Raw genomic sequence first — 20,758 nt, forward strand, 5'->3', positions numbered from 1 at the left:
CATGCGCACCACCTGGAAGAGCATCGGCGCTCTGGGTGCGGGCCTCGCCCTCACCATGACCCTCACCGCCTGCGGGGGAGGGAAGGACGACAGCAGCCAGACCGTGGCGGCACCGACGCTGCAGGACTCGGCGGAGCTGGACTCCCTCGTGGCCGACGCGAAGAAGGAGAACTGCCTGACGCTCTACGGGGCGCCGGACGAGTCGATCCTCAAGTCGGTCACCGACGCGTTCACCAAGCAGTACGGCATCCCGGTGTCCTACGTCCGCCTGGTGTCGGCCGACCTCACCCAGCGCTACTCCAGCGAGGCCCAGGCCGGGGCCGAGGTCGCCGACGTCATCCTGCTGACCTCGTCGCCGTTCTACGCCGACGCCCTGAGCAAGGGCTGGCTGCAGCCGGTGGACAAGGCCGGCCTGCCCGCCTTCCCGGGCGAGTTCCCGGCCGACTACACCGCCGACGACGGCGCCACCCCCGTGGTCAGCCTCGTGCCGACCACGATGGTCTACAACACCGACCTGGTGGAGAAGGCGCCCACGTCGTGGGAGGCCTACGGCGACTCGAAGTACAAGGGTGAGCTGCTGTTCGCCGAGCCGTCGTCGTCCCCGGCCAACCTCTCCTTCTGGGAGCTGATGCGGAAGACCTACGGCGACGACTTCCTCAAGGCCGTCGCCGCCAACCAGCCCAAGTGGTACAACTCCGCGGTCCCGGCCACGCAGGGTGTCGCCGCCGGTGAGGGCTCGCTCGGCTTCCCGGGTGTCGCGGCCATCGTGAAGAGCCTGCAGGCCTCCGGCGCCCCGGTGGACGACACCGTGCTCGCGCCCACCACCGGGCCGGAGATCGCCCTGGGTCTGTCCGCGAAGAGCCCCTGCCAGGCGGCCGGGAAGCTCTTCTCCAACTACCTCCTGTCCAAGGAGGGCAACGTCTACTTCAACAAGGTGTCCGACGCCATCTCGCCGTACGCCGACAACGTGAGCGACTTCGTCCGGCCCACGCCGGTCGACGACGCCGAGAAGGCGCAGATCGAGCAGCTGCTCGGCGGCGCCTGATCCACCCCGAGGGCCGGCCGGTGCGCACGCACCGGCCGGCCCTCGCACGTCCACACCCCGTTTCCTGATCCGGAAGGAAGGCTGTGCACACGACGACGACGAGGGTTCGCCGGCGGTGGCTCGGTGCGACGGTGGGGGCGGCGGTGACCGCCTCGGTGCTGCTCGGCGGCGCCTCCACCGCCGCGGCCGCGACCGACGTGAGCGTCAAGGGCGTCCTGCACCAGGGAGAGCGCGGTCAGGTCGTCTACGAGGCGATCAAGCCCGCCTCGTGGAACGGCACGCTCGTGCTCGACCTCGACTTCAACAACTGGAACCCCGCCCAGCGGCAGTGGTTCCTGTCGCACGGGTACGCGATCGGCGGCAACCAGCGGACCCAGAACGAGACCGCGTACGAGCTCCACGACTACGTCGACAACCTGGTGGAGACCCGCAGCCTGCTCATGAAGGCGGTGTCCGCGGCCGACGGGGAGCCCAGCGAGCCGACCCGCACGATCGCCTTCGGTGCCTCGCGCGGGTCGTTCGTCTCGCGCATGGCGGTCGAGTACCGGCCCGACGTCTTCGACGCGGCCGTCGCCTTCGCCGGTGGCGGCGCAGGCGTCATCGGCAGCTGGCTGGGCAAGACCGATTCGGTCTGGGCGCTCAAGCAGCTGGTCGACCCGTCGTCGCGGCTGGCGATCTCAGGGCTGCCGGACTCGCCGACCGGGGAGTACGGCGCGACCTACGACCAGGACGTCGCGCTCGGCCAGCTCGTCGGCACGGCGTCGGCGACCCCGCAGGGCATGGCCCGGCTGGTCCTGGCGGCGGCCTTCGAGCAGGCGACCGGCTGGCCGTCCGGCCCGGAGCCGGCCGCGACCGACTACGAGACCCAGGGCAAGGCGATCGCCGGTTCCTTCGCCTTCGGGAACCCGCAGTTCGTGCTCAAGGAGATCGAGATCATGGGTGGCGGCCCGGTCACCTGGAACCACGACGTCGACTACGCCGACCTGCTCCAGCGCTCGGGTGCGCTCGACCGCGTCCAGTGGTGGTACGACCACGCCGGTCTCGACCTGCAGGCCGACCTGGCCACGCTGGCCGGCGCGCCCCGGTTCGCCGCCTCGCCCGAGGCCGTCTCCACCGTCGAGGGCATCGGCACGTTCAGCGGCCGGACCGGGGGTGCCCCGGTGTTCAGCGTGAAGACGATCGGGGACTCCGCGGACTCGGTGTCGCTGGACACCGCGTACCAGCAGACCATGCGGTCGGCCGGCAACGAGAACCTGCTGCGCTCGGCGTTCATCGAGCGGCCGGGGCACAGCAGCCAGTCGCTGGTGGAGAAGCTCGCGGCGTTCCAGACCGTCGTCGACCGGCTCGACACGGGGGAGTGGCCGAACACCAGCGCCGCCGCGCTCAACACCCGGGCGCAGCAGATCGCCGCGACGCTGCCGGCGTCGGCGGGCGACTCCCGGTTCATCGAGTACTCGCCGGCGCCGGCGTTGCGCACGTGGGACTTCACGAACTGGGGCAGCTACCCGTACCCGGCGGCCACCGCTGCGTCCCCGGGTGAGCTGACGCCGTCGACGCGGGACAGCGTGACCGTGGCCGCAGGCTCGGCCGCTCCCGGTTCCGACGTCGAGGTGGATCTGGGCGAGCAGCGTGCCGGGCAGTGGGTGTCGGTCTGGCTGTACTCGCCGGCGCGGCAGCTCGGTGGGTGGCTCTGGGTGGGGGCGGACGGCGCCGTGACGGTGTCGCTCCCGGCCGATGCCACGCCGGCCAAGCACCGCCTCGCCGTCCTCGACCACGAGGGCACGGTGCTGGGCTGGTCCGACCTGAAGGTCACGCCTCCGGGCCACCGCTGATCCCCACCGCGGCGGCGGTGCCCCGACCGGGTGGTCGGGGCACCGCCGCCGCTGCACTCCGGGCCCGACCTGCGCGATCATGGCGGGGATGACGACGGACGCGGACCTGCACGGTCCGAGCAGCGGGGACGACGACGTCGTCCTGCGGCCCGAGAGCCTGCTGCTGACGTTCTACGGTGCGCACGTGCTCGGGCGGCCGGTCCTGGTCGCCACCCCCAGCCTGATCGAGGCGATGGAGCGGGTCGGGGTCTCGCCGCACGCCACCCGGTCGGCGATCGCCCGCATGGTCAAGCGCGACCGGCTGGTCGCGCACCGCAACGGCCGGCAGGTCTACTACGGCCTGACCCCGAGCTCGGTCCAGGCGCTCAACGAGGGCTACGTGCGCATCTGGCGCACCGGCGCGGTCAACCGGCACTGGGACGGGCGCTGGACGCTGCTGAGCTTCCACCTGCCGGAGTCCTGGCAGCGGCAGCGGCACGAGCTGCGCACCCGGCTGCTGTGGGCCGGGTTCGGCCCGCTGCAGGGCGGCCTGTGGATCGCGCCGTCGGTGCCCGACGTCGAGAAGCTCCTCTCCGGGCTGGAGGCCGCCGACCAGGTGCGGGCCTTCGTCGCCCAGCCGCAGGCCGGGGTCGACTCGGCCGCGATGCTGGCCGACGTCTGGGACATCCCCGGCCTGGCCCGCCGGTACGAGCGCTTCCTCGAGCGGTGGGACGGCGGGGTCGCCGACCGCGCCCACACCGATCCGCTCGGCCGCCAGCTGGCGCTGCAGGAGGAGTGGCGCCTGGCGCTGCGGCAGGAGCCGCTGCTGCCGGTCGAGCTGCTGCCGCAGCCGTGGCCGGCCGAGCGGGCGCAGGAGCTGTTCCACCGGCTGCACGCCGAGATCGAAGTGCAGGCGCGCGCCGCGGCGGCCGCCGTCCTCGACACGATCCCGGCGCACGGAGGGGCCTGACCGCGCACGGCGGTCAGGCCCCTCCGGGCAGTGTCGTCAGCCGAGGAAGCGGACGACCAGCTCGGCGATGCAGACCGGCTTGTCGCCGCCGTCGCGCTCGATGGTCGCGGCGGCGGTCAGCTGGTAGCCGCCCTTGATCTCCTCGACGTCTTTCAGAGTGGCGGTCAGCCGGACCTTGGAGCCGACCGGCACCGGGGCCGGGAAGCGGACCTTGTTCAGCCCGTAGTTCACCGCCATCTTCACGTCGGTCACCGTGAGGACCTGCGACCACATCGGGATCAGCAGCGACAGGGTCAGGTAGCCGTGCGCGATCGGGCCGCCGAAGGGGCTCTCGCGGTTGGCCCGCTCGACGTCGACGTGGATCCACTGGTGGTCGTTGGTGGCGTCGGCGAAGAGGTTCACCCGCTCCTGGGTGACCTCGATCCAGTCGCTGGTCCCCAGCTCTTCGCCGACCAGGGAGGGCAGCTCGGCGAGGGTGGTCGTGGTGGTGCTCATGCGGGGGATTCCTCCAGGTAGTGCGAACGCAGGTCGGGTTTGCGGATCTTGCCGGTGGCGGTCTTGGGCAGCTCGTCGGCGAACTCGATCAGCCGGGGCACCTTGAACCCGGCCAGCCGCTCGCGCAGCGCCGTCCGGATCGCCTCGGGGTCGCGGTCGGCGTCGGGGGCGGCGACGAGGACGGCCAGGCCCACCTCGCCCCACTTCTCGTCCGGGATGCCGATGACCGCGGCCTCGACGACGCCCGGCAGCTCGAGCAGCGCGCTCTCGATCTCGGCGGGGTAGATGTTCTCCCCGCCCGAGATGATCATGTCCTTGTAGCGGTCGCGGATGTAGAGGAAGCCCTCGTCGTCCAGCGAACCGGCGTCGCCGGTGTGGTACCAGCCGTCGACCAGCACCTCGGCGGTCTTCTCCGGGTCCTGCCAGTAGCCGGCCATGATGTTCGGCCCGGAGACGATCACCTCGCCGACCTCGTCGACGTCGACGTCGGTGCCGTCGGGCCGCACCACCCGCAGGTCGGTGAAGAACACCGGCTTGCCGGCCGAGCCCACCTTGCGCTCGGCGTCCGCAGAGTCGAGCACGGTGCACCCGGGCGCGGCCTCGGTCATGCCGTAGGCCTGCTGCATGGTCACGCCGCGGTCCAGCCAGGTGCGCAGCGTCGGCAGGGGGAGCGGGGCGCCTGCGGCGCCGATCGTGCGCAGGGCCGACAGGTCGCGGGTGCGGAACTCCGGCCGGCGCGACATCGCGTCGAGCATCGTCGGGACGGCGAAGAACGAGTTGACCCGCTGCTCCTCGATGACCTGCAGCGTCTCGGCGGGGTCGAACCGGCGGACGACCACCGCGCAGCCGCCGCGCAGCAGCGCCGGGTTGACCGTGCCGTTGAGCCCGCCGATGTGGAACAGCGGCGCCAGCGCGAGAGTGCGCTCGTCCTGGCTGAAGTCCATGCCCATGAACTGGTTGACCGCGTTCCAGGTCATGTTCCCGTGGGTGAGCACCGCGCCCTTGGGCTTGCCGGTGGTGCCCGACGTGTACATGACCAGGCAGGGGTCGTCGAGCGCGACGGGGACGTCGCGCGGCTCGGGGTCCGCGTCGGCCAGCAGTTCCTCGTAGGGGAGGGAGGCCGTTGCGCCCTCGGCCGGCGGCTCCGCGGCGATCCAGGTGGGGACGACGTCGCGCAGCGCGTCGGCCAGCACCCCGTGGTCCCGGCCGTGGACGACGGCCGTCGCTCCCGAGTGCCCGAGCACGTACCGCGCCTCGGGGGCGGTGAGCCGGGCGTTGACCGGCACCCAGATCGCGCCGAGCTGCCCGCAGGCGTAGAGCGTCTCCAGCGCCGAGGGGTGGTTGCCGCTGATCCACGCGACCCGGTCGCCGGGTCGCACGCCCAGCCCGGCCAGCGCGCCGGCGGTGCGCCGGACCCGCTCGGCGAACTGCGCGTGCGACGTCGTCGTCCCCTCGAACCAGATCGCGTCGCGCGTCGGTGAGATGCGCCGGCGGCGCTCCGGCCACGAGCCGAGCCCGGCGTTACGCATCGCGCAGGCCGAGGGCGCGGATCGCGTTCTCCTTCATGATCAGCGGCTTGACCTCGTCGCGGATCTCGAGGGCCTCGAAGTCCTTGATCCACCGCTCGGGTCGCAGCAGCGGGTAGTCCGAGCCGAACAGCACCTTGGTCTTGAGCAGGGTGTTCGCGGCACGGACCAGCTGCGGCGGGAAGTACTTCGGCGACCAGCCGGACAGGTCGATGTAGACGTTCGCCTTGTGCTGGGCGACCGCGATCGCGCTGTCCTGCCACGGCACCGAGGGGTGGGCCATGATGACCGTCAGGCCGGGGAAGTCCGCGGCCACGTCGTCGAGCAGCATCGGGTCGGAGTAGCGCAGCTTGATGCCGCGCCCGCCCGGCAGCCCGGAGCCGATGCCGGTCTGGCCGGTGTGGAACAGCGCCGGCACGCCGAGGGACTGCAGCTCCTCGTAGAGCGGGTAGACGGCGCGGTCGTTCGGCAGGAAGTCCATCAGGCTCGGGTGGAACTTGAACCCGCGGACGCCGTGCTCCTCGACCAGCCTGCGGGCGGCCCTGATGCCGGCCGCGCCGCGGTGCGGGTCGATCGAGCCGAACGGGATGAGCACATCGGGGTGCTCGGCGGCCAGCTGGGCGATCTCCTCGTTGGACAGCGCCGGCTGGCCTGTGGCCGCCTCGGCGTCGACGGTGAAGATGACCGCGGCCATCTTCTTGTCGCGGTAGTCGGCGGCGATGTCCGGGACGGTCGGGTCGTACGGGTCGCCCTTGAAGTACTTCGCGGCGGCCGCGTTCAGCTCGTCGTCCAGGGCCAGGTGGCCGTGCTGGTCGGCGTGCACGTGGACGTGCACGTCGATGGCGACCAGGGCGTCGAGGTCGAGCCCGGTGGGTGCGGCGCTCACTTCGGGGGCTCCGGCAGCTGCTGGCCGACGGTCTGGAGGCTGCCGGCGAACGTCGAGGGCCAGATGCCCGCGATGGCGTCGGCCGACCAGCCGGTGCCGTCGGCGAAGTCGACGACGACCTCGCTCGGGTGGCTCCACAGCGCCAGCCGGTCACCGCCGATGCCGACGGCCTGGCCGGTGATGTCCTTGGCGGCGTCGGAGGCGAGGAAGGCGACCAGCCCGGCGGCGTCCTCGGGGGTGCCGAAGCCCATCTGCTGGCGGGCGAAGGGCGGCAGCGGCTCGCCGGCCTTGAGCGCCTCGATGTAGGGCTGCAGGAAGGGCACCGTCTCGGTCATGCCGGTGGCGGCGACCGGGACGATCGCGTTGACGGTGATCCCGGCCCGGGCCAGCTCCATCGCCCAGGTGCGGACCATGCCGACGATGCCGGCCTTCGCGGCGGCGTAGTTGGTCTGGCCGAAGTTGCCGACCTGGCCGGTGGGGGAGCCGACGCAGATGATCCGGCCGCCCTCGCCCTGCTCGCGCATGCGGATCGCCGCGGCGCGGGTGCAGGTGAACGTGCCGCGCAGGTGCGTGGTGATCACCGCGTCGAACTGCTCGTCGGTCATCTTCCACAGCGTCGTGTCACGGAGGATGCCGGCGTTGTTGACCAGGACGTCGAGCCGGCCGAACTCGTCGACCGCGCGGTCGACCAGGGCCTGGGCGGCCTCGCTGGTGCCGACCGGCACGACCTCGGCGACCGCGGTGCCGCCGGCGTCGGCGATCGACTTCACGGCGGCGTCGGCGACGGCCTCGTCGACGTCGTTGACGACGACGGCGGCGCCGCTGCGGGCGAGCTCGGTGGCGTAGGCGAGGCCGAGGCCCCGCCCGCTGCCGGTGACGACGGCGACCTTGCCGGTGAGATCCAACGTGCACTCCCTGGGGTGAGCTTCCTCGTTGCCAGACCCGACGCTAGGCCGATATCGTGGAGATTGTCAACGATTGAGGAGCTCACCGATATGACGGGTCTGACCGACGACGTCGGCTTCCTGCTGACGCGGGCGAGCGGTCTCGTCGTCCGCGCCACGAACACCGCGCTGGCCGATCTCGGGCTGCGGGTCCGGCAGTACTCGGTGCTCACGCTGGCCGACGACAGCAGCGACGGGATCTCGCAGCGCGACCTCGCCGAGGTGCTGGGCCTCGACCCCAGCCAGGTCGTCGCGCTGGTCGACGAGCTGGCCGCCGCGGAGCTGGTCGAGCGCCGTCCGTCGCCGACCGACCGGCGGCAGCGCCTGGTCGCGGCGACCGCCAACGGCGTGCGGCTGCGCCGGCGGGCCGACACCGCCGCGGCGGCGGGGGTGCAGCGGCAGCTGGGCGACCTGACCGCCGAGGAGCAGCAGACGCTGCGCGGTCTGCTGCAGCGCGTCGTGGCCGGTCCGGACGACGTCGGTGAGGAGACGCGCCGGGCGGGGTAGGGAATCGTCCGGATCCGTTCTCGTCCCAGCCCCGGACACGAGCCGCGCACGGGTCCTCCGGAGTTCGCATGACGAGGGTCGGGCTGGTGCTCGGCGGGGGTGGCGTGGTGGGGCAGGCCTACCACGCGGGCGTGCTGGCGGTGCTCCAGCACGACGTCGGCTTCGACGCCCGCACCGCCGACCTGGTCGTCGGCACCTCGGCGGGGTCGATCACGGGCGCGCTGCTGCGGCTCGGCGTCTCGCCCGAGGACCTCGCCGCGTGGACGGTCAAAGCTCCGCTGTCCGGCGACGGGGAGGTGCTGGCGCAGCTGGCCGGCACCGACGTCCCCGAGCTCGCGCCGTTCCGGCCGCTCGAGCTGCTCAGCCGCCCGGCGCGGCTGCCGGGCTGGCACATGGTGCGCCGGGCCCTGAGTAACCCGCTGAGGTTCCGGCCGCTGGCCGCCGGGCTGGCGCTGCTCGCGCCGGGGAAGCACGACATCGTCGCCCAGCTCGCCGCGCTCGAGGAGCTCGAGACGACGACCTGGCCGGAGCGCGACCTCTGGATCTGCGCGGTCCGCCGGCGCGACGGGCGGCGCGTCGTCTTCGGCCGCCCGGGCAGCCCGCCGGCACCGCTGCACCTGGCGGTCGCGGCGTCCTGCGCCGTCCCGGGCTACTTCGCGCCGGTCGAGATCGGCGGGCACGGCTACGTCGACGGCGGCGTCCACTCGCCGACCAACGCGGCGCTGCTCCGCGGCTGCGGGCTCGACCTGGCGATAGTCGTCTCGCCGATGAGCGGGCCGCCCGGCGTCGTCCCCGACCTGTACGCCGCCACCCGTCGGTACTCCGCGCGGCTGCTCCAGCGCGAGGTCCGGGCGCTGGAGCAGACCGGCGTCCGCACCGTCGTCTTCACGCCGTCGGCGGCCGAGCAGAAGGCGATGGGCAACGACATGATGTCCCGGGAGCGGCTGGACGAGGTGATCCAGCAGTCGTTCTTCGCCGCCGGCGCGGCCGCCGCCCGGGAGGACGCCCGCGCCCTGCTGAAGGAGGCGCTCGGCGGGGGAGACGGCGGCTGACCCGCGCCGCGTCGTCGCGACCCTCGGCGCACGACGCGCGGGTCGCGACCACACCGCGAGGGTGAATCGGAGCCCGACGCGGGTAGGGCATCGGGGACGCCGGCGATCGAGGAGTTCTTCCCGTGACCATGTCCTCCGTCAACCGCGCACCTCGGCCGAGCAGCCTGGCCGACGTCCTCGACGTCGTCCTGGACAAGGGCATCGTGGTCGACGCCTACGTGCGGGTCGCGCTGCTCGGCGTCGAGCTGGTCACCATCGACGCGCGCGTCGTGATCGCCAGCGTCGACACCTACCTGCGCTTCGCGGAGGCCGTGGACCGGCTCGACATCCAGCCGGCCCAGGAGCCGGTCGGGCTGCCGGAGCTCGGGGAACGCGCGATCGAGAGCACCGCGAAGCACGTCGTGGAGAAGAAGCTCGAGGGTCCCGCGGAGAAGGTCAAGGACGTCATCGAGGCGGTCCGCGGCCGCCGCCGGGAGGAGTAGCCGGTCGTCAGTCGGTGCGGCGGCGGCCGATCTTCGAGCCGAGCCAGGTCAGCGGGTCGTACTTGCGGTCGACCACGCGCTCCTTCATCGGGATGATCCCGTTGTCGGTCAGGTGGATGCCCTCGGGGCAGACCTCGGTGCAGCACTTGGTGATGTTGCAGTAGCCGAGGCCGAAGACGTCCTGCGCCGCCTCGCGCCGGTCGACGGTGTCCAGCGGGTGCATGTCCAGCTCGGCCAGCCGGATGAGGAACCGCGGTCCGGCGAAGACCTTCTTGTTCTCCTCGTGGTCACGGATGACGTGGCAGGTGTCCTGGCAGAGGAAGCACTCGATGCACTTGCGGAACTCCTGCGAGCGCTCGACGTCGATCTGCGCCATCCGGTGGTTGCCGTCGTCGTCGCGGGCCTGCGGGGTGAACGCCGGGATCTGCGCGGCCTTGGCGTAGTTGTAGGAGACGTCGGTGACCAGGTCGCGGATGACCGGGAAGGTGCGCATCGGGGTCACCGTCACGACCTCGTCCTCGGCGAACGTGCTCATCCGCGTGAGGCACATCAGCCGCGGCCGGCCGTTGATCTCGGCGCTGCACGACCCGCACTTGCCGGCCTTGCAGTTCCACCGGACCGCGAGGTCACCGGCCTGGGTGGCCTGCAGGCGGTGGATGATGTCGAGCACGACCTCGCCCTCGTTGACCTGAACGGTGAAGTCGCGCAGCTCGCCGCCCGAGGCGTCCCCGCGCCAGACCCGGAACTTCGCGTCGTAGCTCATGCGGTCTCCTCGAAGATCTCGGCGAGGTCCGACGGCATCTGCGGCAGCGGTTGCCGCCGCACGCCGACGTCGCCCCCCGGGCCGCGGCTGCAGATCAGGTTCGTCTTCCCCCACTCCGGGTCGGCGGTGGGGAAGTCGTCGCGGGTGTGCCCACCGCGGCTCTCCTGCCGCTCGAGCGCGGCGCGCGCGATGCACTCGCTGACCAGCAGCATGTGCGGTAGGTCCAGCGCCAGGTGCCAGCCCGGGTTGTACTGCCGGTGCCCGTCGACCGACAGGTTCGCCACCCGCTCCTTGAGCTCGGCGATCCGCTCGAGCGCGCCCTTCATCTCCGCCTCGGTCCGGATGATCCCGACCAGGTCGTGCATCGTCTGCTGCAGGTCGTGCTGGACGGTGTAGGGGTTCTCCCCGCCCTCGCGCTCGAACGGCGCGAGCGCCGCGCGGGCCGCCGAGGTCAGCGCGTCGTCGGCCAGCCGCACCCGGCCGGCCCGGTTGCGGGCGTTCTCGGCCGCCGCGACGCCGGCCCGGCGGCCGAACACCAGCAGGTCGGACAGCGAGTTGCCGCCCAGCCGGTTCGACCCGTGCATGCCGCCGGCCACCTCGCCCGCGGCGAACAGACCGGTCACCTTCGCCGCCTGGCTGTCCGGCTCCACCTCGACGCCACCCATCACGTAGTGGCAGGTCGGGCCGATCTCCATCGCTTCCTTGGTGATGTCGACGTCGGCCAGCTCCTTGAACTGGTGGTACATCGACGGCAGGCGCTTGCGGATGTACTCCGGCGACCGGCGCGAGGCGATGTCCAGCCACACCCCGCCGTGGTCGGTCCCGCGGCCGGCCTTGACCTCGCTGTTGATCGCGCGGGCGACCTCGTCACGCGGCAGCAGCTCCGGCGGGCGCCGGTTGTTCTTCTTGTCGGTGTACCAGCGGTCGGCCTCTTCCTCGGTCTCCGCGGTCTCCTTGCGGAAGAAGTCGGGGATGTAGTCGAACATGAACCGGTTGCCGGCCGAGTTCTTGAGGATGCCGCCGTCCCCGCGGACGCTCTCGGTGACCAGCAGCCCGCGCACCGACGGCGGCCACACCATGCCGGTCGGGTGGAACTGGACGAACTCCATGTTGACCAGCGACGCCCCGGCCTGCAGGGCCAGGGAGTGCCCGTCGCCGGTGTACTCCCACGAGTTCGAGGTGACCTTGTAGGCCTTGCCGATCCCGCCCGTGGCCAGGACGACGGACGGCGCCTGCCAGGCGACGAACCGGCCGGACTCCCGCCAGTAGCCGAACGCGCCGACGATCCCGACGTCGTCGGTGAGCAGCCGGGTGACGGTGCACTCCATGAAGACGTCGATGCCGAGGGCGACCGTGCGCTGCTGGAGCGTGCGGATCAGCTCCAGGCCGGTGCGGTCACCGACGTGCGCCAGCCGGGCGTAGCGGTGGCCGCCGAAGTCGCGCTGGCTGATCAGCCCGGCATCGGTGCGGTCGAACAGCGCGCCCCAGTCCTCGAGCTCGCGGACCCGGTCCGGCGCCTCCTGCGCGTGCAGCTGCGCCATCCGCCAGTGGTTGAGCATCTTCCCGCCGCGCATGGTGTCGCGGAAGTGCACCCGCCAGTTGTCCTCGGGGTAGAGGTTGCCCATGGCCGCGGCGATGCCGCCCTCGGCCATGACCGTGTGCGCCTTGCCCAGCAGCGACTTGCAGACCACCGCCGTCCGGGCGCCGGCCTCGTGCGCGGCGATCGCCGCCCGCAGTCCCGCCCCGCCCGCGCCGATGACGACGACGTCGTAGGCGTGCTCCTCGAGCTCCATCAGAAGAACCTCACGTCGGTGATCACGTCCGCGGCCAGCAGGTAGATGTAGAGATCGGTGAGCGCCACGCCGACCAGCGAGATCCACGCCAGCTGCATGTGGCGGACGTTGAGCTTCGACACCGCCGTCCAGAGCCGGTAGCGCACCGGGTGCCGGGAGAAGTGGTTGAGCCGGCCGCCGAAGATGTGCCGGCAGGAGTGGCAGGACAGCGAGTACAGCCACAGCAAGGCGGCGTTGACCAGCAGGATCAGCGTGCCCAGGCCCATGTGGCCCCACGCGCCGGTCTCGTCGCGGAAGGCGACGACGGCGTCGTAGGTGAGGATGACGTTGAAGACCAGCCCCAGGTAGAAGAAGTACCGGTGCACGTTCTGGAAGACCAGCGGGAACCGCGTCTCGCCGGAGTACTTCCCGTGCGGCTCACCGACCGCGCACGCCGGGGGCGAGAGCCAGAACGACCGGTAGTAGGCCTTGCGGTAGTAGTAGCAGGTCAGCCGGAAGCCCAGCGGCACGATGAGGATGTAGATCGCCGGGGAGATCCACGACGGCCCGGTGAACAGCTTCGGGAAGGTGTCGCCCTCGCACTGCGTCGTGATGCACGGCGAGTAGAACGGCGAGATGTAGGGCTCGGAGAAGTAGTAGGCGTTCTGGAAGGCGCGGAACGTCGAGTAGGCGACGAACAGCAGCAGCACGACGACGGTGATGAGCGGCTGGACCCACCACGCGTCGGTGCGCAGGTGCCGGGCCGCGATCGTCGCCCGGGCGGTCGCCGCCGACCAGATGGGCCGGCGCACAGTGCCGCGGCGGGGCACCTTCAGCGGGGGAGGCCCGGGCGGCGCCTCGGTGGTTCCGCCGTTGCGGAGGCGCCGGGCCAGCAGGCCGACGGCGGCCACCGCCGACACGGCCGCGGCCACCGGCCAGCGCCGTCCGCGGCCGTTCTCCGATCCGGGCTGCTTCGTGGGGCGGGGCGCGGTCGCCGTCATGACGTCGCGCGCCCCGCGGATGGGGCGCCGTCGACGGCGTCCTCCGGGCCCTGCTCCTGCTCCAGTGACATCGCTGCCCCCGAACTGTTGCCTCCATTGGCGACGATGCGCAGTCGACCACGGACGCGCCGTTTCGGAAAGGGGGCCGGTGCAACAGTTCAGCCGCGACGGCGCAGGGTGCGCGCGGCCCCGACCACGGACGTCGGCAGGGCCGGCCCGCCGACCAGGACGCCGACGTCGGCCACGACCGCGGTCGCGTTGTCCCCTGTCGAGCGGGCGAGCGCGGTCTGCAGCAGCCGGCGCACGGTGTCGGCGGGGGAGGCCTCGGCGGCGAGCAGCTCCCGCAGCACCAGCTCGGGCACGGCGCCGGACAGGCCGTCGGTGCACAGCATCAGCCGGTCGCCCGGCTGCACGGGCAGCGCGCGCACCGCGAGGCCGGCGAGGTCCTCGGGCCGGCCGCGCAGGGCGGCCAGGACGACGGAGCGCATCGGGTGCACGCGGGCCTGCTCCGGGGTGATCGCGCCGGAGTCGACCAGCGCCTGGACCAGCGAGTGGTCGGTCGACAGCCGGATGAGCTCGCCGCGGCGGAGCAGATAGGCGCGGGAGTCGCCGACGTGGGCCAGCACGAGCCGGCCTCCGGAGGTCAGCGCGGCCGCGGTCAGCGTGGTCGCCATGCCGGCGAGCGCGGGGTCACGGGTCAGGGCCACCATGAGGTCGCCGGTGGCCGCCTGGACCGAGCCGACGAGGTCCGGCGCGTCGGGGCGGGCCAGGTCGGCCGCGGCGCGGAGCCGGTCGATCACCAGGCCCGCGGCGGTGGCGCCCCCGAACGAGCCGCCCACACCGTCGGCGACCGCGATCACGCGCGCCGCGGCCAGGCCGGCGTCCTGGTTGTCGGGGCGCGGACCGGCGATCGAATCGGCCGCCGACTCCAGGACGAGCGTGAGCTCGCCCGGGAGCACCAGCGGTTCGGTCACCGACACGGTCCTCACTGTCCTCCGGTTCGCTGTGGATCTCCTGGAAACGCCCCCTCGAATCGCCGGATCGAGGGGCTCATACCCCGTGCTCGGCCAGCACAGTCGGCAGCGCCAGCGCCTCCCCGCGCGCGGTCGCCGCCGCGAACTCGTCGCGGCCGAGCCGTGGCCGCACCAGCCGGTCGCGGATCAGCACGTGGTGCACGAACCCGGCGGTGTCCGAGAACAGCGCGCCGCCGGCGGCGGCGATCAGCTCCGCGGCCCGGGTCCAGTCGTCGCGGCAGGCCGCCGCGTAGCCCAGGGCCAGGACGACGTCGGCCTCGGCGGCGCGGCCCTCCTGCTCCGCGCGCTGCCGGGCGAGCCGCAGCCGCGGGAGGTAGGGCTCGGCCGACGCGACCAGGACCAGCGACGAGGAGAACGTGGTCAACCAGTTCTCGTCGAGACCGCTGGCCCGCAGCTGCGCCAGCTGCCGGTCCATGAGGGCCTGCAGCCGCGGACCGTCCCGGTCGACGAGCGCCGCCAGCCAGGTGGCCCAGATCGCGATGTAGCTGTCGTAGTCGGCGCCGCCGTCGGCGAGCAGCGCGGACCCGCCCACCCCACCGTCGCCCAGCAGCAGGTGGGCGACCAGCCCGTAGGCGTCGGCGAGCCGCGCCAGTCCCGGCTCCCCGGCCTCGACCGCCCGGGCGCGGGCGACGTCGAGCCGGGCCAGCGCCTCCGCGGGCCGCGAGAGCCGGCAGATCGCGTCGTAGTGCGCGGCGACGGCGGCGCCCGCCGGGTCCGCGGCGGCCGGAGCGAGCTCGGCCGCCTGCCCGGCGGCGGCCATGCGCCGCGGATCGCCGCCGCCCAGGGCCACGTCGGCGTCGACCACGAGCGCCCACAGCCGGTCGCAGGGAGTCAGATCGCCGGCGAGCAGCGCGTCGACCCAGCGCCGGCCCTCGGCGTAGCCGACGGCGTTGCGCCACAGCGTCGCCAGGCCGAGCGCCAGGTCCACAGCGGCCGTGGGATCGCCCGCGGCGAGGCTCGCCGAGAAGGCCAGCCGCACCGTGTCCAGGTCGTCGCGGCTGCGCGCCGCGGTGCCGGCGGAGAGCCACCGCCGGGCCCGCGGCAGCTCCCGCGCCCGGGCCACCGCGAAGGCGCGGAGCCGCTCGGTGGTCTCGTCGCGCAGCCCGGCGTCGTCCAGCTGCTGCGCGGCGAACAGCCGGAGGGTCTCCAGCAGCCGGTACCGACGCCGGACCGGGTCGTGGACGACGAAGCTCTTGGCGACCAGGTCCCCGAGCAGCCGCGGAACGCTGCCTGCGTCGCCGGAGACCGCCTGGACGGCGGGCAGGTCGAACCCGGCCGGGAACACCCCGAGCCGGGCGAAGAGGTCGCGGCTGTCGGCCGCGAGCAGCTGGTGGCTCCACTCGACGGTGGCCCGGAGCGCGGAGTGCCGGACGCCGGCGCGCGGACGGGCCCCGCCGAGGAGGGTCAGCCGGTCGTCGAGCCGGGCGACCAGCTCGTCCAGGTCGAGGTGCACCAGCTGGGCGGCGGCCAGCTCGATGGCCAGGGGCAGCCCGTCCAGCCGCCGGCACAGCTCGGCCACCCGGGGATCGCCGCGCGCCGCGACCCCGGGGCCGGCCGCGGCGGTGGCCCGCTCCACGAAGAGCTCGGCCGCCTCCGCGCCGAGCGGGCCGAGGGCGTGCACGACCTCGCCGTCGATCCGCAGCGGCTCGCGGCTGGTGAGCAGGATCCGCACCCGGGGCCCCGCGTCGAGGACGGCGTCGAGCAGCTCGGCGGTGGCGTCGAGCAGGTGCTCGCAGTTGTCGAGCAGCAGCAGCACGGGGCGGGTGCCGAGCAGCGCCGCGAGCCGGGCCGGGGCGACCGCGCCCTCGCCCTGCACCCCGGCCGCCTCGGCGACGACGCGGACCAGCCCGGCGCGGTCGCGCACGGGGGCGAGCTCGGCCAGCAGCACGTCGGCCTCGCCGTCGGGCTGGTAGCGGCGCGCGACGGCCAGCGCGAGCGTCGACTTGCCCGCGCCGCCGGGCCCGGTCACGGTGACCACCCGCGAGGTGCGCAGCAGCGACTCCACCGCGGCGACGTCGTCGTCCCGGCCGATCAGGCGGCTCCGCGCCGGCGGCAGCCTCGTGCGCCGGCCCCCCGCGGCGCGGGCCGCCTCCCGGCGCAGCGCCGCGGCGGCCGGGCCGGGCTCGGCCCCGAGCTCGGCCCGGAAGACCTCGGCCATCCGGTCGAGGCTGCGCACCGCGGCCTGCCACCGGCCGTGCGCGAGGTGCTGGCGGGCCAGCGCCAGCTGCGCCTGCTCGTCGAGCGGATCGGCCGCGACCAGCTCCTCGAAACGGCCGGCCGTGCGCAGCACCTCCAGCCACCGCCGGCGCAGGTGCTCGCGCGGCAGCTCGGCCCACGGCTCGTACGGGTCGTCGGGCAGCAGGTCACCGGCGTAGAGGTCGGCGGCGGCGGACGCCGGCTCCGGCCCGCCGTCCCGCGCCGCGTCGGCAGCCCGCTCGAACTCCTCGACGTCGACGCCGAGCCGCGCACCGGGGAAGAGGGCGACCGCACCCTGGTCGAGGACGACGGCGTCCCGGCCGCCGAGCGCCGCGCGCGCGTAGTGCGCGGCGGTGTGCAGGCGGGGGAGTGCGTCGTCGAGGAGCAGGTCGGGCCAGAGCGCGTCGGTGACCTGCTCGCGCAGCACGCGGTGTCCGGGCGCGAGGGCGAGCAGCTTGACCAGCGCGGTCGCGGACCGCCGACGCCAGGCGTCGTCGGGCACCGGACGGCCGTCGACCGCGACGGCGAACCCGCCCAGGAGCCGGACGGTCACGTCCATGGAAGCCTCCGGGAGCCGACCGGCGGAGTCTAGGGCGAGGATCGGGTCCATGACGGTCGTCGCGGTGCTCGGAACGGGAACGATGGGCGCCGGCATGGTCCGCTCGCTGCGGCGCGCCGACCTGCCGGTGCGGATGTGGAACCGCGATCCGGCCAAGGCCCGCGCACTGACCGACACGGGGGCGGAGGCGTTCGACTCGCCCGGCGAGGCGGTCAGCGGCGCCGACGTCGTCCTGACCATGGTGTTCGACCTGGACGCGGTGGACGAGGTGATCCGCCGGGCGGCACCCGCTGCCGGCACGATCTGGCTGCAGGCCTCCACGGTCGGCGTCGACGGCGTGCAGCGGACGATCGACACCGCTCGCGAGCTCGACCTCGTGCTGGTCGACGCACCCGTGCTCGGCACCAAGGAACCGGCCGAGCAGGGCGCGCTGGTCGTGCTCGCCTCGGGGCCGGAGGAGGCGCGCGAGCGGGTGGCGCCGGTGTGCGACGCGATCGGCTCGAAGACGCTGTGGCTCGGCCCGGCCGGTGCGGGCAGCCGGCTGAAGCTGGTCTGCAACTCCTGGGTCTTCATGGTCACCGCGGGCGTGGCCCAGGCCGTCGCCGGCGCCCGGGCGCTGGGGCTCGACCCGCGCGACTTCCTGGCCGCGATCGAGGGCGGACCGCTCGACGCGCCGTACGTGCAGCTGAAGAGCGGGCTCATGCTCCGCGAGGAGTTCCCGCCGAGCTTCGCGCTGGACGTGGCGGCCAAGGACGCCCGGCTGATCGCCACGGCGCTGGCCGCAGCCGGGGTGTCGGACCGGCTGACCGCCGCGGTGCTGGAGACGATGGACGCCGCCGCGCAGCGGCTGCCCGACCCCTCGGGGGTCGACCTCGCGGCGCTGATCGCCGGCCTGGGAAGCTGACCGCACAGCCGAGCCACGACCAGGGAGTCCACGCTGAGCGCAGCGCTGTCAGAAACCGCGGTCCGCGCGCGGGCGGCCAAGCAGGCCACGGCCGTCGCCTTCATCGGCTCGGGGTTCGCCTTCGCCAACTGGGCGGCGCGGATCCCGCAGGTCCGCGACCGGCTGGACCTCTCCTCGGCGCAGCTCGGGCTGGTCCTGCTCGCCATCGCCGCCGGGTCGGTGGTCGCCCTCCCGCTGGCCGGTCCGGCGGTCACCCGGTTCGGCTCGCGGCGGACCGTCCAGGCGATGGCCGTGCTGTTCGGGATCGCGCTGGCGGTCGCCGCGCTCGGGCACCTGGCCGGCGTGTGGCCGCTGGTGGTCGGGTTGTTCCTGTTCGGGCTGGCCAACGGCGCCTGGGACGTCGGGATGAACGTGCAGGGCGCGCGGGTCGAGCAGGAGCTCGGCCGGTCGATCATGAGCCGCTTCCACGCCGGCTGGAGCTGCGGCACGGTCGCCGGCGCCCTGGTCGGGGCGCTCATGGTGGCGCTGTCGGTGCCGGTCGCGGTCCACCTGACCGTCGTGGCGGTGCTGGTCGGTCTCGCGGTGCCCGTGGCGGTGCGGCGGTTCCTGCCCGACGGCGCCGCGCACGAGGAGCCGACGTCCGGCGGCGGGGCGCTGACCGCGTGGCGCGAGCCCCGCACGCTGCTGGTCGGCCTGTTCGTGCTCGCCTTCGCCTTCGCCGAGGGGGCGGCCAACGACTGGATCAACGTGGCCCTCATCGACGGCTACGACGCCTCGGCCACCGTCGGCGCGGTCGGCTTCGCGGTGTTCCTCGCGGCCATGACCACCGCCCGGTGGTTCGGCCCGCCGCTGCTGGACCGCCACGGCCGGGTGCCCGTGCTGCGGGTGTGCGCCGTGGTGGCCGGCGCTGGGCTGCTGCTGTACGTCTTCGCCCCCAACATCCCGCTCGCCCTCGTGGGTGCGCTGCTGTGGGGGCTGGGCACCTCGCTGGGCTTCCCGACCGGGATGAGCGCGGCCGCCGACGACCCCCGCCGGTCCGCCGCGCGGGTCAGCGTGGTGGCCTCGATCGGCTACTGCGCGTTCCTCGGCGGGCCGCCGCTCATCGGCTTCCTCGCCGAGCACTGGGGAATCCTCGACTCGCTGCTCGTCGTCGCCGTGCTGCTCGCGATCGCCGTCGTCATCACCCCGGCGCTGCGGCCGCTGCGGGTCGAGGAGGACTGACCCGGTTCAGCCGACGGCGGTCAGCAGGCCGTCGCCGCGCGACACGAGGTCCCGGCTGAGCTCCTCCTCCAGGTCGCCCCACGGGAGGTCGACCCAGGTGCAGCGCTCCGCTCGCCGGAGCAGCGGGGCCACGGCCTCGCCGAACCGGTTCACGGTGACCACGACGAGGCCGTGCGGCTCTTCGCTCAGCAGCCGCGCGCCGGCAGCCAGCCCGTCCGGGTCGGCGTGCCGGCGGAAGTGGTAGACCAGCGCCCCGGCGCCGTCCAGTCCGACGTCGGCGAACATCCGGACGCCGGCGGCCGGGACCAGGACGAACAGCGCGCCGCCGAGCAAGGCCCCGCCCCAGAGCAGGTGCTGAGCCGTGCTGTGGCTGCGTTCGACGTCGATCTCGTCGACGACGGTGCGGCGCATGAGCGCGACCGCGGTGTGGTGGAAGGGGCCGGTGTGCCGCGCCTCCCAGACCGACTCGAGGTCCTCGACCGCCCTCTGGCGAGCGCCGTAGCCGGCCACGACCACGGAGATCGGCGCGTTGGCGTTCATGTGCGGCTACCTCCCGGCCGGCGCCCGGACTCGGCGCCCATGCGGCCGAAGGTAGGGAACGCCCGAACCGGCGAGCTCACCCGGAACGGATGAGCGGGGACGGCCCGTCCCGCTCCGACAGGACGCCGCGCCCCATGACGGCGGGACGGGCTCCACCGGACGGTCGAGCGGACCCACCCGCCCGTCCGAGGAGTTCCCGTGCCATCGCTGCGCACCGCCCTGCCGTTCCTGCTCGCCGCCACTGCCCTGACCGCCTGCGGTGGTGCCGCGTCCGGTGCCTCGTCCCCGTCGCACCGGTCGACGTCGCAGCCGGAGGTCCACGTCGGCGTCGACGACACGTCGTTCACCGGCGTCCCCGACTCGGTCCACCCCGGCGGTCTGACCCTCACGTTCGACAACACCGGGACGACGCTGCACATGGCCGCGATCGGGCTGCTCGGCGACGGGCACACCGCCGCCGATCTCACCTCGTTCCTCGCCTCGCCCGAGGCCTCCGCCCCGCCGCCGTGGCTGTCGCTGGTGGGTGGGGTCGACGAGCTTGACCCCGGGCACACCGGCAGCTGGTCGGGCTCGCTGGCCGCCGGCGACTACGTGCTGCTGTCCTTCGTGCCCGACGCGCAGGGCGTGCCCGAGGTCGCCGACGGGTTCCTGGCGCCGTTCACCGCCGGCGGGTCCGTGGTGCACGGGGAGGCGCCGGACGCCACGGCCACCGTCACCCTCGGGCCGGACGCCGCCGCGCTCGACCTGTCCGCCGTCCCGGCCGGGACCACGGCGCTCGCGCTGGTCAACGACGGCGACGCGCCGCGCACCGTCGACGTCGCCTCGATCAGGAGCGGGAAGACCTACGACGACGTGGTCGCCGAGGCACAGCAGGGCCAGGGCGTCCCGCCGTCGCTGATCCGGCTCGGCGGCACCGCGGTTGCGCCGCACGGCCGGGTCGTTGTCGGGATCGAGCCCGCGGCCGTCGGCACCACCTACGTCGTCTTCGACCTCGACCACGTCGGCGAGGGCGCGATCGACCACGAGACCGCCGGCTGAGCGACACTCCCG

At 73.7% G+C, this 20,758-nt stretch carries 19 protein-coding genes; 9 read left to right on the top strand and 10 right to left on the bottom strand.

What is annotated here, in order from left to right:
• Nucleotide 1 precedes the first annotated feature (1 nt).
• From GGQ55_RS18315 to GGQ55_RS18325, 3 genes are all read left to right on the top strand, one after another.
• Nucleotides 2–1,045: an ABC transporter substrate-binding protein gene (locus GGQ55_RS18315; RefSeq protein ID WP_179719154.1), complete on the top strand. Its 1,044-nt coding sequence runs from the start codon at nucleotides 2–4 to the stop codon at nucleotides 1,043–1,045.
• A 143-nt stretch (nucleotides 1,046–1,188) separates the two neighbouring features.
• Nucleotides 1,189–2,877, top strand: a complete 1,689-nt coding sequence (locus tag GGQ55_RS18320) for a hypothetical protein (RefSeq protein ID WP_179719156.1) — start codon at nucleotides 1,189–1,191, stop codon at nucleotides 2,875–2,877.
• Nucleotides 2,878–2,965: 88 nt separating this feature from the next.
• Entirely contained in the window at nucleotides 2,966–3,826 is an 861-nt protein-coding gene (locus tag GGQ55_RS18325) for a PaaX family transcriptional regulator (RefSeq protein ID WP_179719158.1), read from the top strand.
• 36 nt (nucleotides 3,827–3,862) lie between these two features.
• On the opposite strand, the gene GGQ55_RS18330 is transcribed toward GGQ55_RS18325, so the two are convergent.
• Genes GGQ55_RS18330 through GGQ55_RS18345 form a run of 4 tightly spaced genes read right to left on the bottom strand, consistent with a single transcriptional unit; the run spans nucleotide 3,863 to nucleotide 7,638 of the window.
• The gene (locus GGQ55_RS18330) at nucleotides 3,863–4,321 is read right to left on the bottom strand and encodes a MaoC family dehydratase (RefSeq protein WP_179719160.1); all 459 of its coding nucleotides are present in this window, start codon (nucleotides 4,319–4,321) and stop codon (nucleotides 3,863–3,865) included.
• On the bottom strand, nucleotides 4,318–5,850 hold the full coding sequence (locus tag GGQ55_RS18335; RefSeq protein WP_179719162.1) for an acyl-CoA synthetase: 1,533 nt from the start codon (nucleotides 5,848–5,850) through the stop codon (nucleotides 4,318–4,320). Before GGQ55_RS18335 ends, GGQ55_RS18330 begins: the two co-directional genes overlap by 4 nt.
• Nucleotides 5,843–6,733, bottom strand: a complete 891-nt coding sequence (locus GGQ55_RS18340) for an amidohydrolase family protein (RefSeq protein WP_179719164.1) — start codon at nucleotides 6,731–6,733, stop codon at nucleotides 5,843–5,845. Before GGQ55_RS18340 ends, GGQ55_RS18335 begins: the two co-directional genes overlap by 8 nt.
• Complete coding sequence (locus GGQ55_RS18345; RefSeq protein WP_179719166.1) at nucleotides 6,730–7,638, bottom strand: SDR family NAD(P)-dependent oxidoreductase; 909 nt, start codon at nucleotides 7,636–7,638, stop codon at nucleotides 6,730–6,732. Before GGQ55_RS18345 ends, GGQ55_RS18340 begins: the two co-directional genes overlap by 4 nt.
• A 90-nt stretch (nucleotides 7,639–7,728) precedes the next feature.
• On the opposite strand from GGQ55_RS18345, the gene GGQ55_RS18350 reads away from it, so the two are divergent.
• The 3 genes from GGQ55_RS18350 (at nucleotide 7,729) to gvpJ (ending at nucleotide 9,718) form a co-directional block, all read left to right on the top strand.
• On the top strand, nucleotides 7,729–8,184 hold the full coding sequence (locus tag GGQ55_RS18350; protein WP_179719168.1) for a MarR family winged helix-turn-helix transcriptional regulator: 456 nt from the start codon (nucleotides 7,729–7,731) through the stop codon (nucleotides 8,182–8,184).
• Between the two features lie 68 nt (nucleotides 8,185–8,252).
• Nucleotides 8,253–9,236 carry a patatin-like phospholipase family protein gene (locus tag GGQ55_RS18355; protein ID WP_179719170.1) on the top strand — a complete coding sequence of 328 codons (984 nt, stop codon included), beginning with the start codon at nucleotides 8,253–8,255 and terminating at the stop codon, nucleotides 9,234–9,236.
• Nucleotides 9,237–9,364: 128 nt separating this feature from the next.
• Nucleotides 9,365–9,718, top strand: coding sequence for a gas vesicle protein GvpJ (gene gvpJ, locus GGQ55_RS18360; RefSeq protein WP_179722904.1), 354 nt, complete (start codon nucleotides 9,365–9,367; stop codon nucleotides 9,716–9,718).
• Between the two features lie 7 nt (nucleotides 9,719–9,725).
• On the opposite strand, the gene GGQ55_RS18365 is transcribed toward gvpJ, so the two are convergent.
• From GGQ55_RS18365 to GGQ55_RS18385, 5 genes are all read right to left on the bottom strand, one after another.
• On the bottom strand, nucleotides 9,726–10,481 hold the full coding sequence (locus tag GGQ55_RS18365) for a succinate dehydrogenase/fumarate reductase iron-sulfur subunit (protein WP_179719172.1): 756 nt from the start codon (nucleotides 10,479–10,481) through the stop codon (nucleotides 9,726–9,728).
• The gene (locus GGQ55_RS18370) at nucleotides 10,478–12,274 is read right to left on the bottom strand and encodes a fumarate reductase/succinate dehydrogenase flavoprotein subunit (RefSeq protein WP_179719174.1); all 1,797 of its coding nucleotides are present in this window, start codon (nucleotides 12,272–12,274) and stop codon (nucleotides 10,478–10,480) included. Before GGQ55_RS18370 ends, GGQ55_RS18365 begins: the two co-directional genes overlap by 4 nt.
• Nucleotides 12,274–13,254 (bottom strand): succinate dehydrogenase subunit SdhC, encoded by a 981-nt coding sequence (sdhC, locus tag GGQ55_RS18375; RefSeq protein WP_246323836.1) that lies wholly within the window; start codon nucleotides 13,252–13,254, stop codon nucleotides 12,274–12,276. Before sdhC ends, GGQ55_RS18370 begins: the two co-directional genes overlap by 1 nt.
• 158 nt (nucleotides 13,255–13,412) lie before the next feature.
• Complete coding sequence (locus GGQ55_RS18380) at nucleotides 13,413–14,228, bottom strand: PP2C family protein-serine/threonine phosphatase (protein WP_179719176.1); 816 nt, start codon at nucleotides 14,226–14,228, stop codon at nucleotides 13,413–13,415.
• A gap of 76 nt (nucleotides 14,229–14,304) precedes the next feature.
• Nucleotides 14,305–17,043, bottom strand: coding sequence for an ATP-binding protein (locus GGQ55_RS18385; protein WP_179719178.1), 2,739 nt, complete (start codon nucleotides 17,041–17,043; stop codon nucleotides 14,305–14,307).
• 49 nt (nucleotides 17,044–17,092) lie between these two features.
• On the opposite strand from GGQ55_RS18385, the gene GGQ55_RS18390 reads away from it, so the two are divergent.
• Nucleotides 17,093–17,947 (top strand): NAD(P)-dependent oxidoreductase, encoded by an 855-nt coding sequence (locus GGQ55_RS18390; RefSeq protein WP_179719181.1) that lies wholly within the window; start codon nucleotides 17,093–17,095, stop codon nucleotides 17,945–17,947.
• 45 nt (nucleotides 17,948–17,992) lie between these two features.
• On the top strand, nucleotides 17,993–19,168 hold the full coding sequence (locus tag GGQ55_RS18395) for an MFS transporter (protein ID WP_218860458.1): 1,176 nt from the start codon (nucleotides 17,993–17,995) through the stop codon (nucleotides 19,166–19,168).
• Nucleotides 19,169–19,174: 6 nt separating this feature from the next.
• Here GGQ55_RS18395 and GGQ55_RS18400 read toward each other — a convergent pair whose 3' ends face one another.
• Entirely contained in the window at nucleotides 19,175–19,708 is a 534-nt protein-coding gene (locus GGQ55_RS18400; protein WP_179719183.1) for a hypothetical protein, read from the bottom strand.
• Between the two features lie 198 nt (nucleotides 19,709–19,906).
• Here GGQ55_RS18400 and GGQ55_RS18405 point away from each other — a divergent pair, with 198 nt between their 5' ends.
• Nucleotides 19,907–20,746 carry a hypothetical protein gene (locus GGQ55_RS18405; RefSeq protein WP_179719185.1) on the top strand — a complete coding sequence of 280 codons (840 nt, stop codon included), beginning with the start codon at nucleotides 19,907–19,909 and terminating at the stop codon, nucleotides 20,744–20,746.
• The last annotated feature ends 12 nt before the right edge of the window (nucleotides 20,747–20,758 follow it).

Source organism: Petropleomorpha daqingensis, from assembly GCF_013408985.1.
Taxonomy (GTDB): Bacteria; Actinomycetota; Actinomycetes; order Mycobacteriales; family Geodermatophilaceae; genus Petropleomorpha; species Petropleomorpha daqingensis.

What these genes read in the sequence shown, in the direction of transcription:
- GGQ55_RS18385 (WP_179719178.1), bottom strand. Translation starts at nt 17,043, where the DNA reads ATGGACGTGACCGTCCGGCTCCTGGGCGGGTTCGCCGTCGCGGTCGAC.
- GGQ55_RS18365 (WP_179719172.1), bottom strand. Translation starts at nt 10,481, where the DNA reads ATGAGCTACGACGCGAAGTTCCGGGTCTGGCGCGGGGACGCCTCGGGC.
- GGQ55_RS18400 (WP_179719183.1), bottom strand. Translation starts at nt 19,708, where the DNA reads ATGAACGCCAACGCGCCGATCTCCGTGGTCGTGGCCGGCTACGGCGCT.
- GGQ55_RS18350 (WP_179719168.1), top strand. Translation starts at nt 7,729, where the DNA reads ATGACGGGTCTGACCGACGACGTCGGCTTCCTGCTGACGCGGGCGAGC.
- GGQ55_RS18335 (WP_179719162.1), bottom strand. Translation starts at nt 5,850, where the DNA reads ATGCGTAACGCCGGGCTCGGCTCGTGGCCGGAGCGCCGCCGGCGCATC.
- GGQ55_RS18315 (WP_179719154.1), top strand. Translation starts at nt 2, where the DNA reads ATGCGCACCACCTGGAAGAGCATCGGCGCTCTGGGTGCGGGCCTCGCC.
- GGQ55_RS18370 (WP_179719174.1), bottom strand. Translation starts at nt 12,274, where the DNA reads ATGGAGCTCGAGGAGCACGCCTACGACGTCGTCGTCATCGGCGCGGGC.
- gvpJ (WP_179722904.1), top strand. Translation starts at nt 9,365, where the DNA reads ATGTCCTCCGTCAACCGCGCACCTCGGCCGAGCAGCCTGGCCGACGTC.
- GGQ55_RS18390 (WP_179719181.1), top strand. Translation starts at nt 17,093, where the DNA reads ATGACGGTCGTCGCGGTGCTCGGAACGGGAACGATGGGCGCCGGCATG.
- GGQ55_RS18330 (WP_179719160.1), bottom strand. Translation starts at nt 4,321, where the DNA reads ATGAGCACCACCACGACCACCCTCGCCGAGCTGCCCTCCCTGGTCGGC.
- sdhC (WP_246323836.1), bottom strand. Translation starts at nt 13,254, where the DNA reads ATGACGGCGACCGCGCCCCGCCCCACGAAGCAGCCCGGATCGGAGAAC.
- GGQ55_RS18325 (WP_179719158.1), top strand. Translation starts at nt 2,966, where the DNA reads ATGACGACGGACGCGGACCTGCACGGTCCGAGCAGCGGGGACGACGAC.
- GGQ55_RS18355 (WP_179719170.1), top strand. Translation starts at nt 8,253, where the DNA reads ATGACGAGGGTCGGGCTGGTGCTCGGCGGGGGTGGCGTGGTGGGGCAG.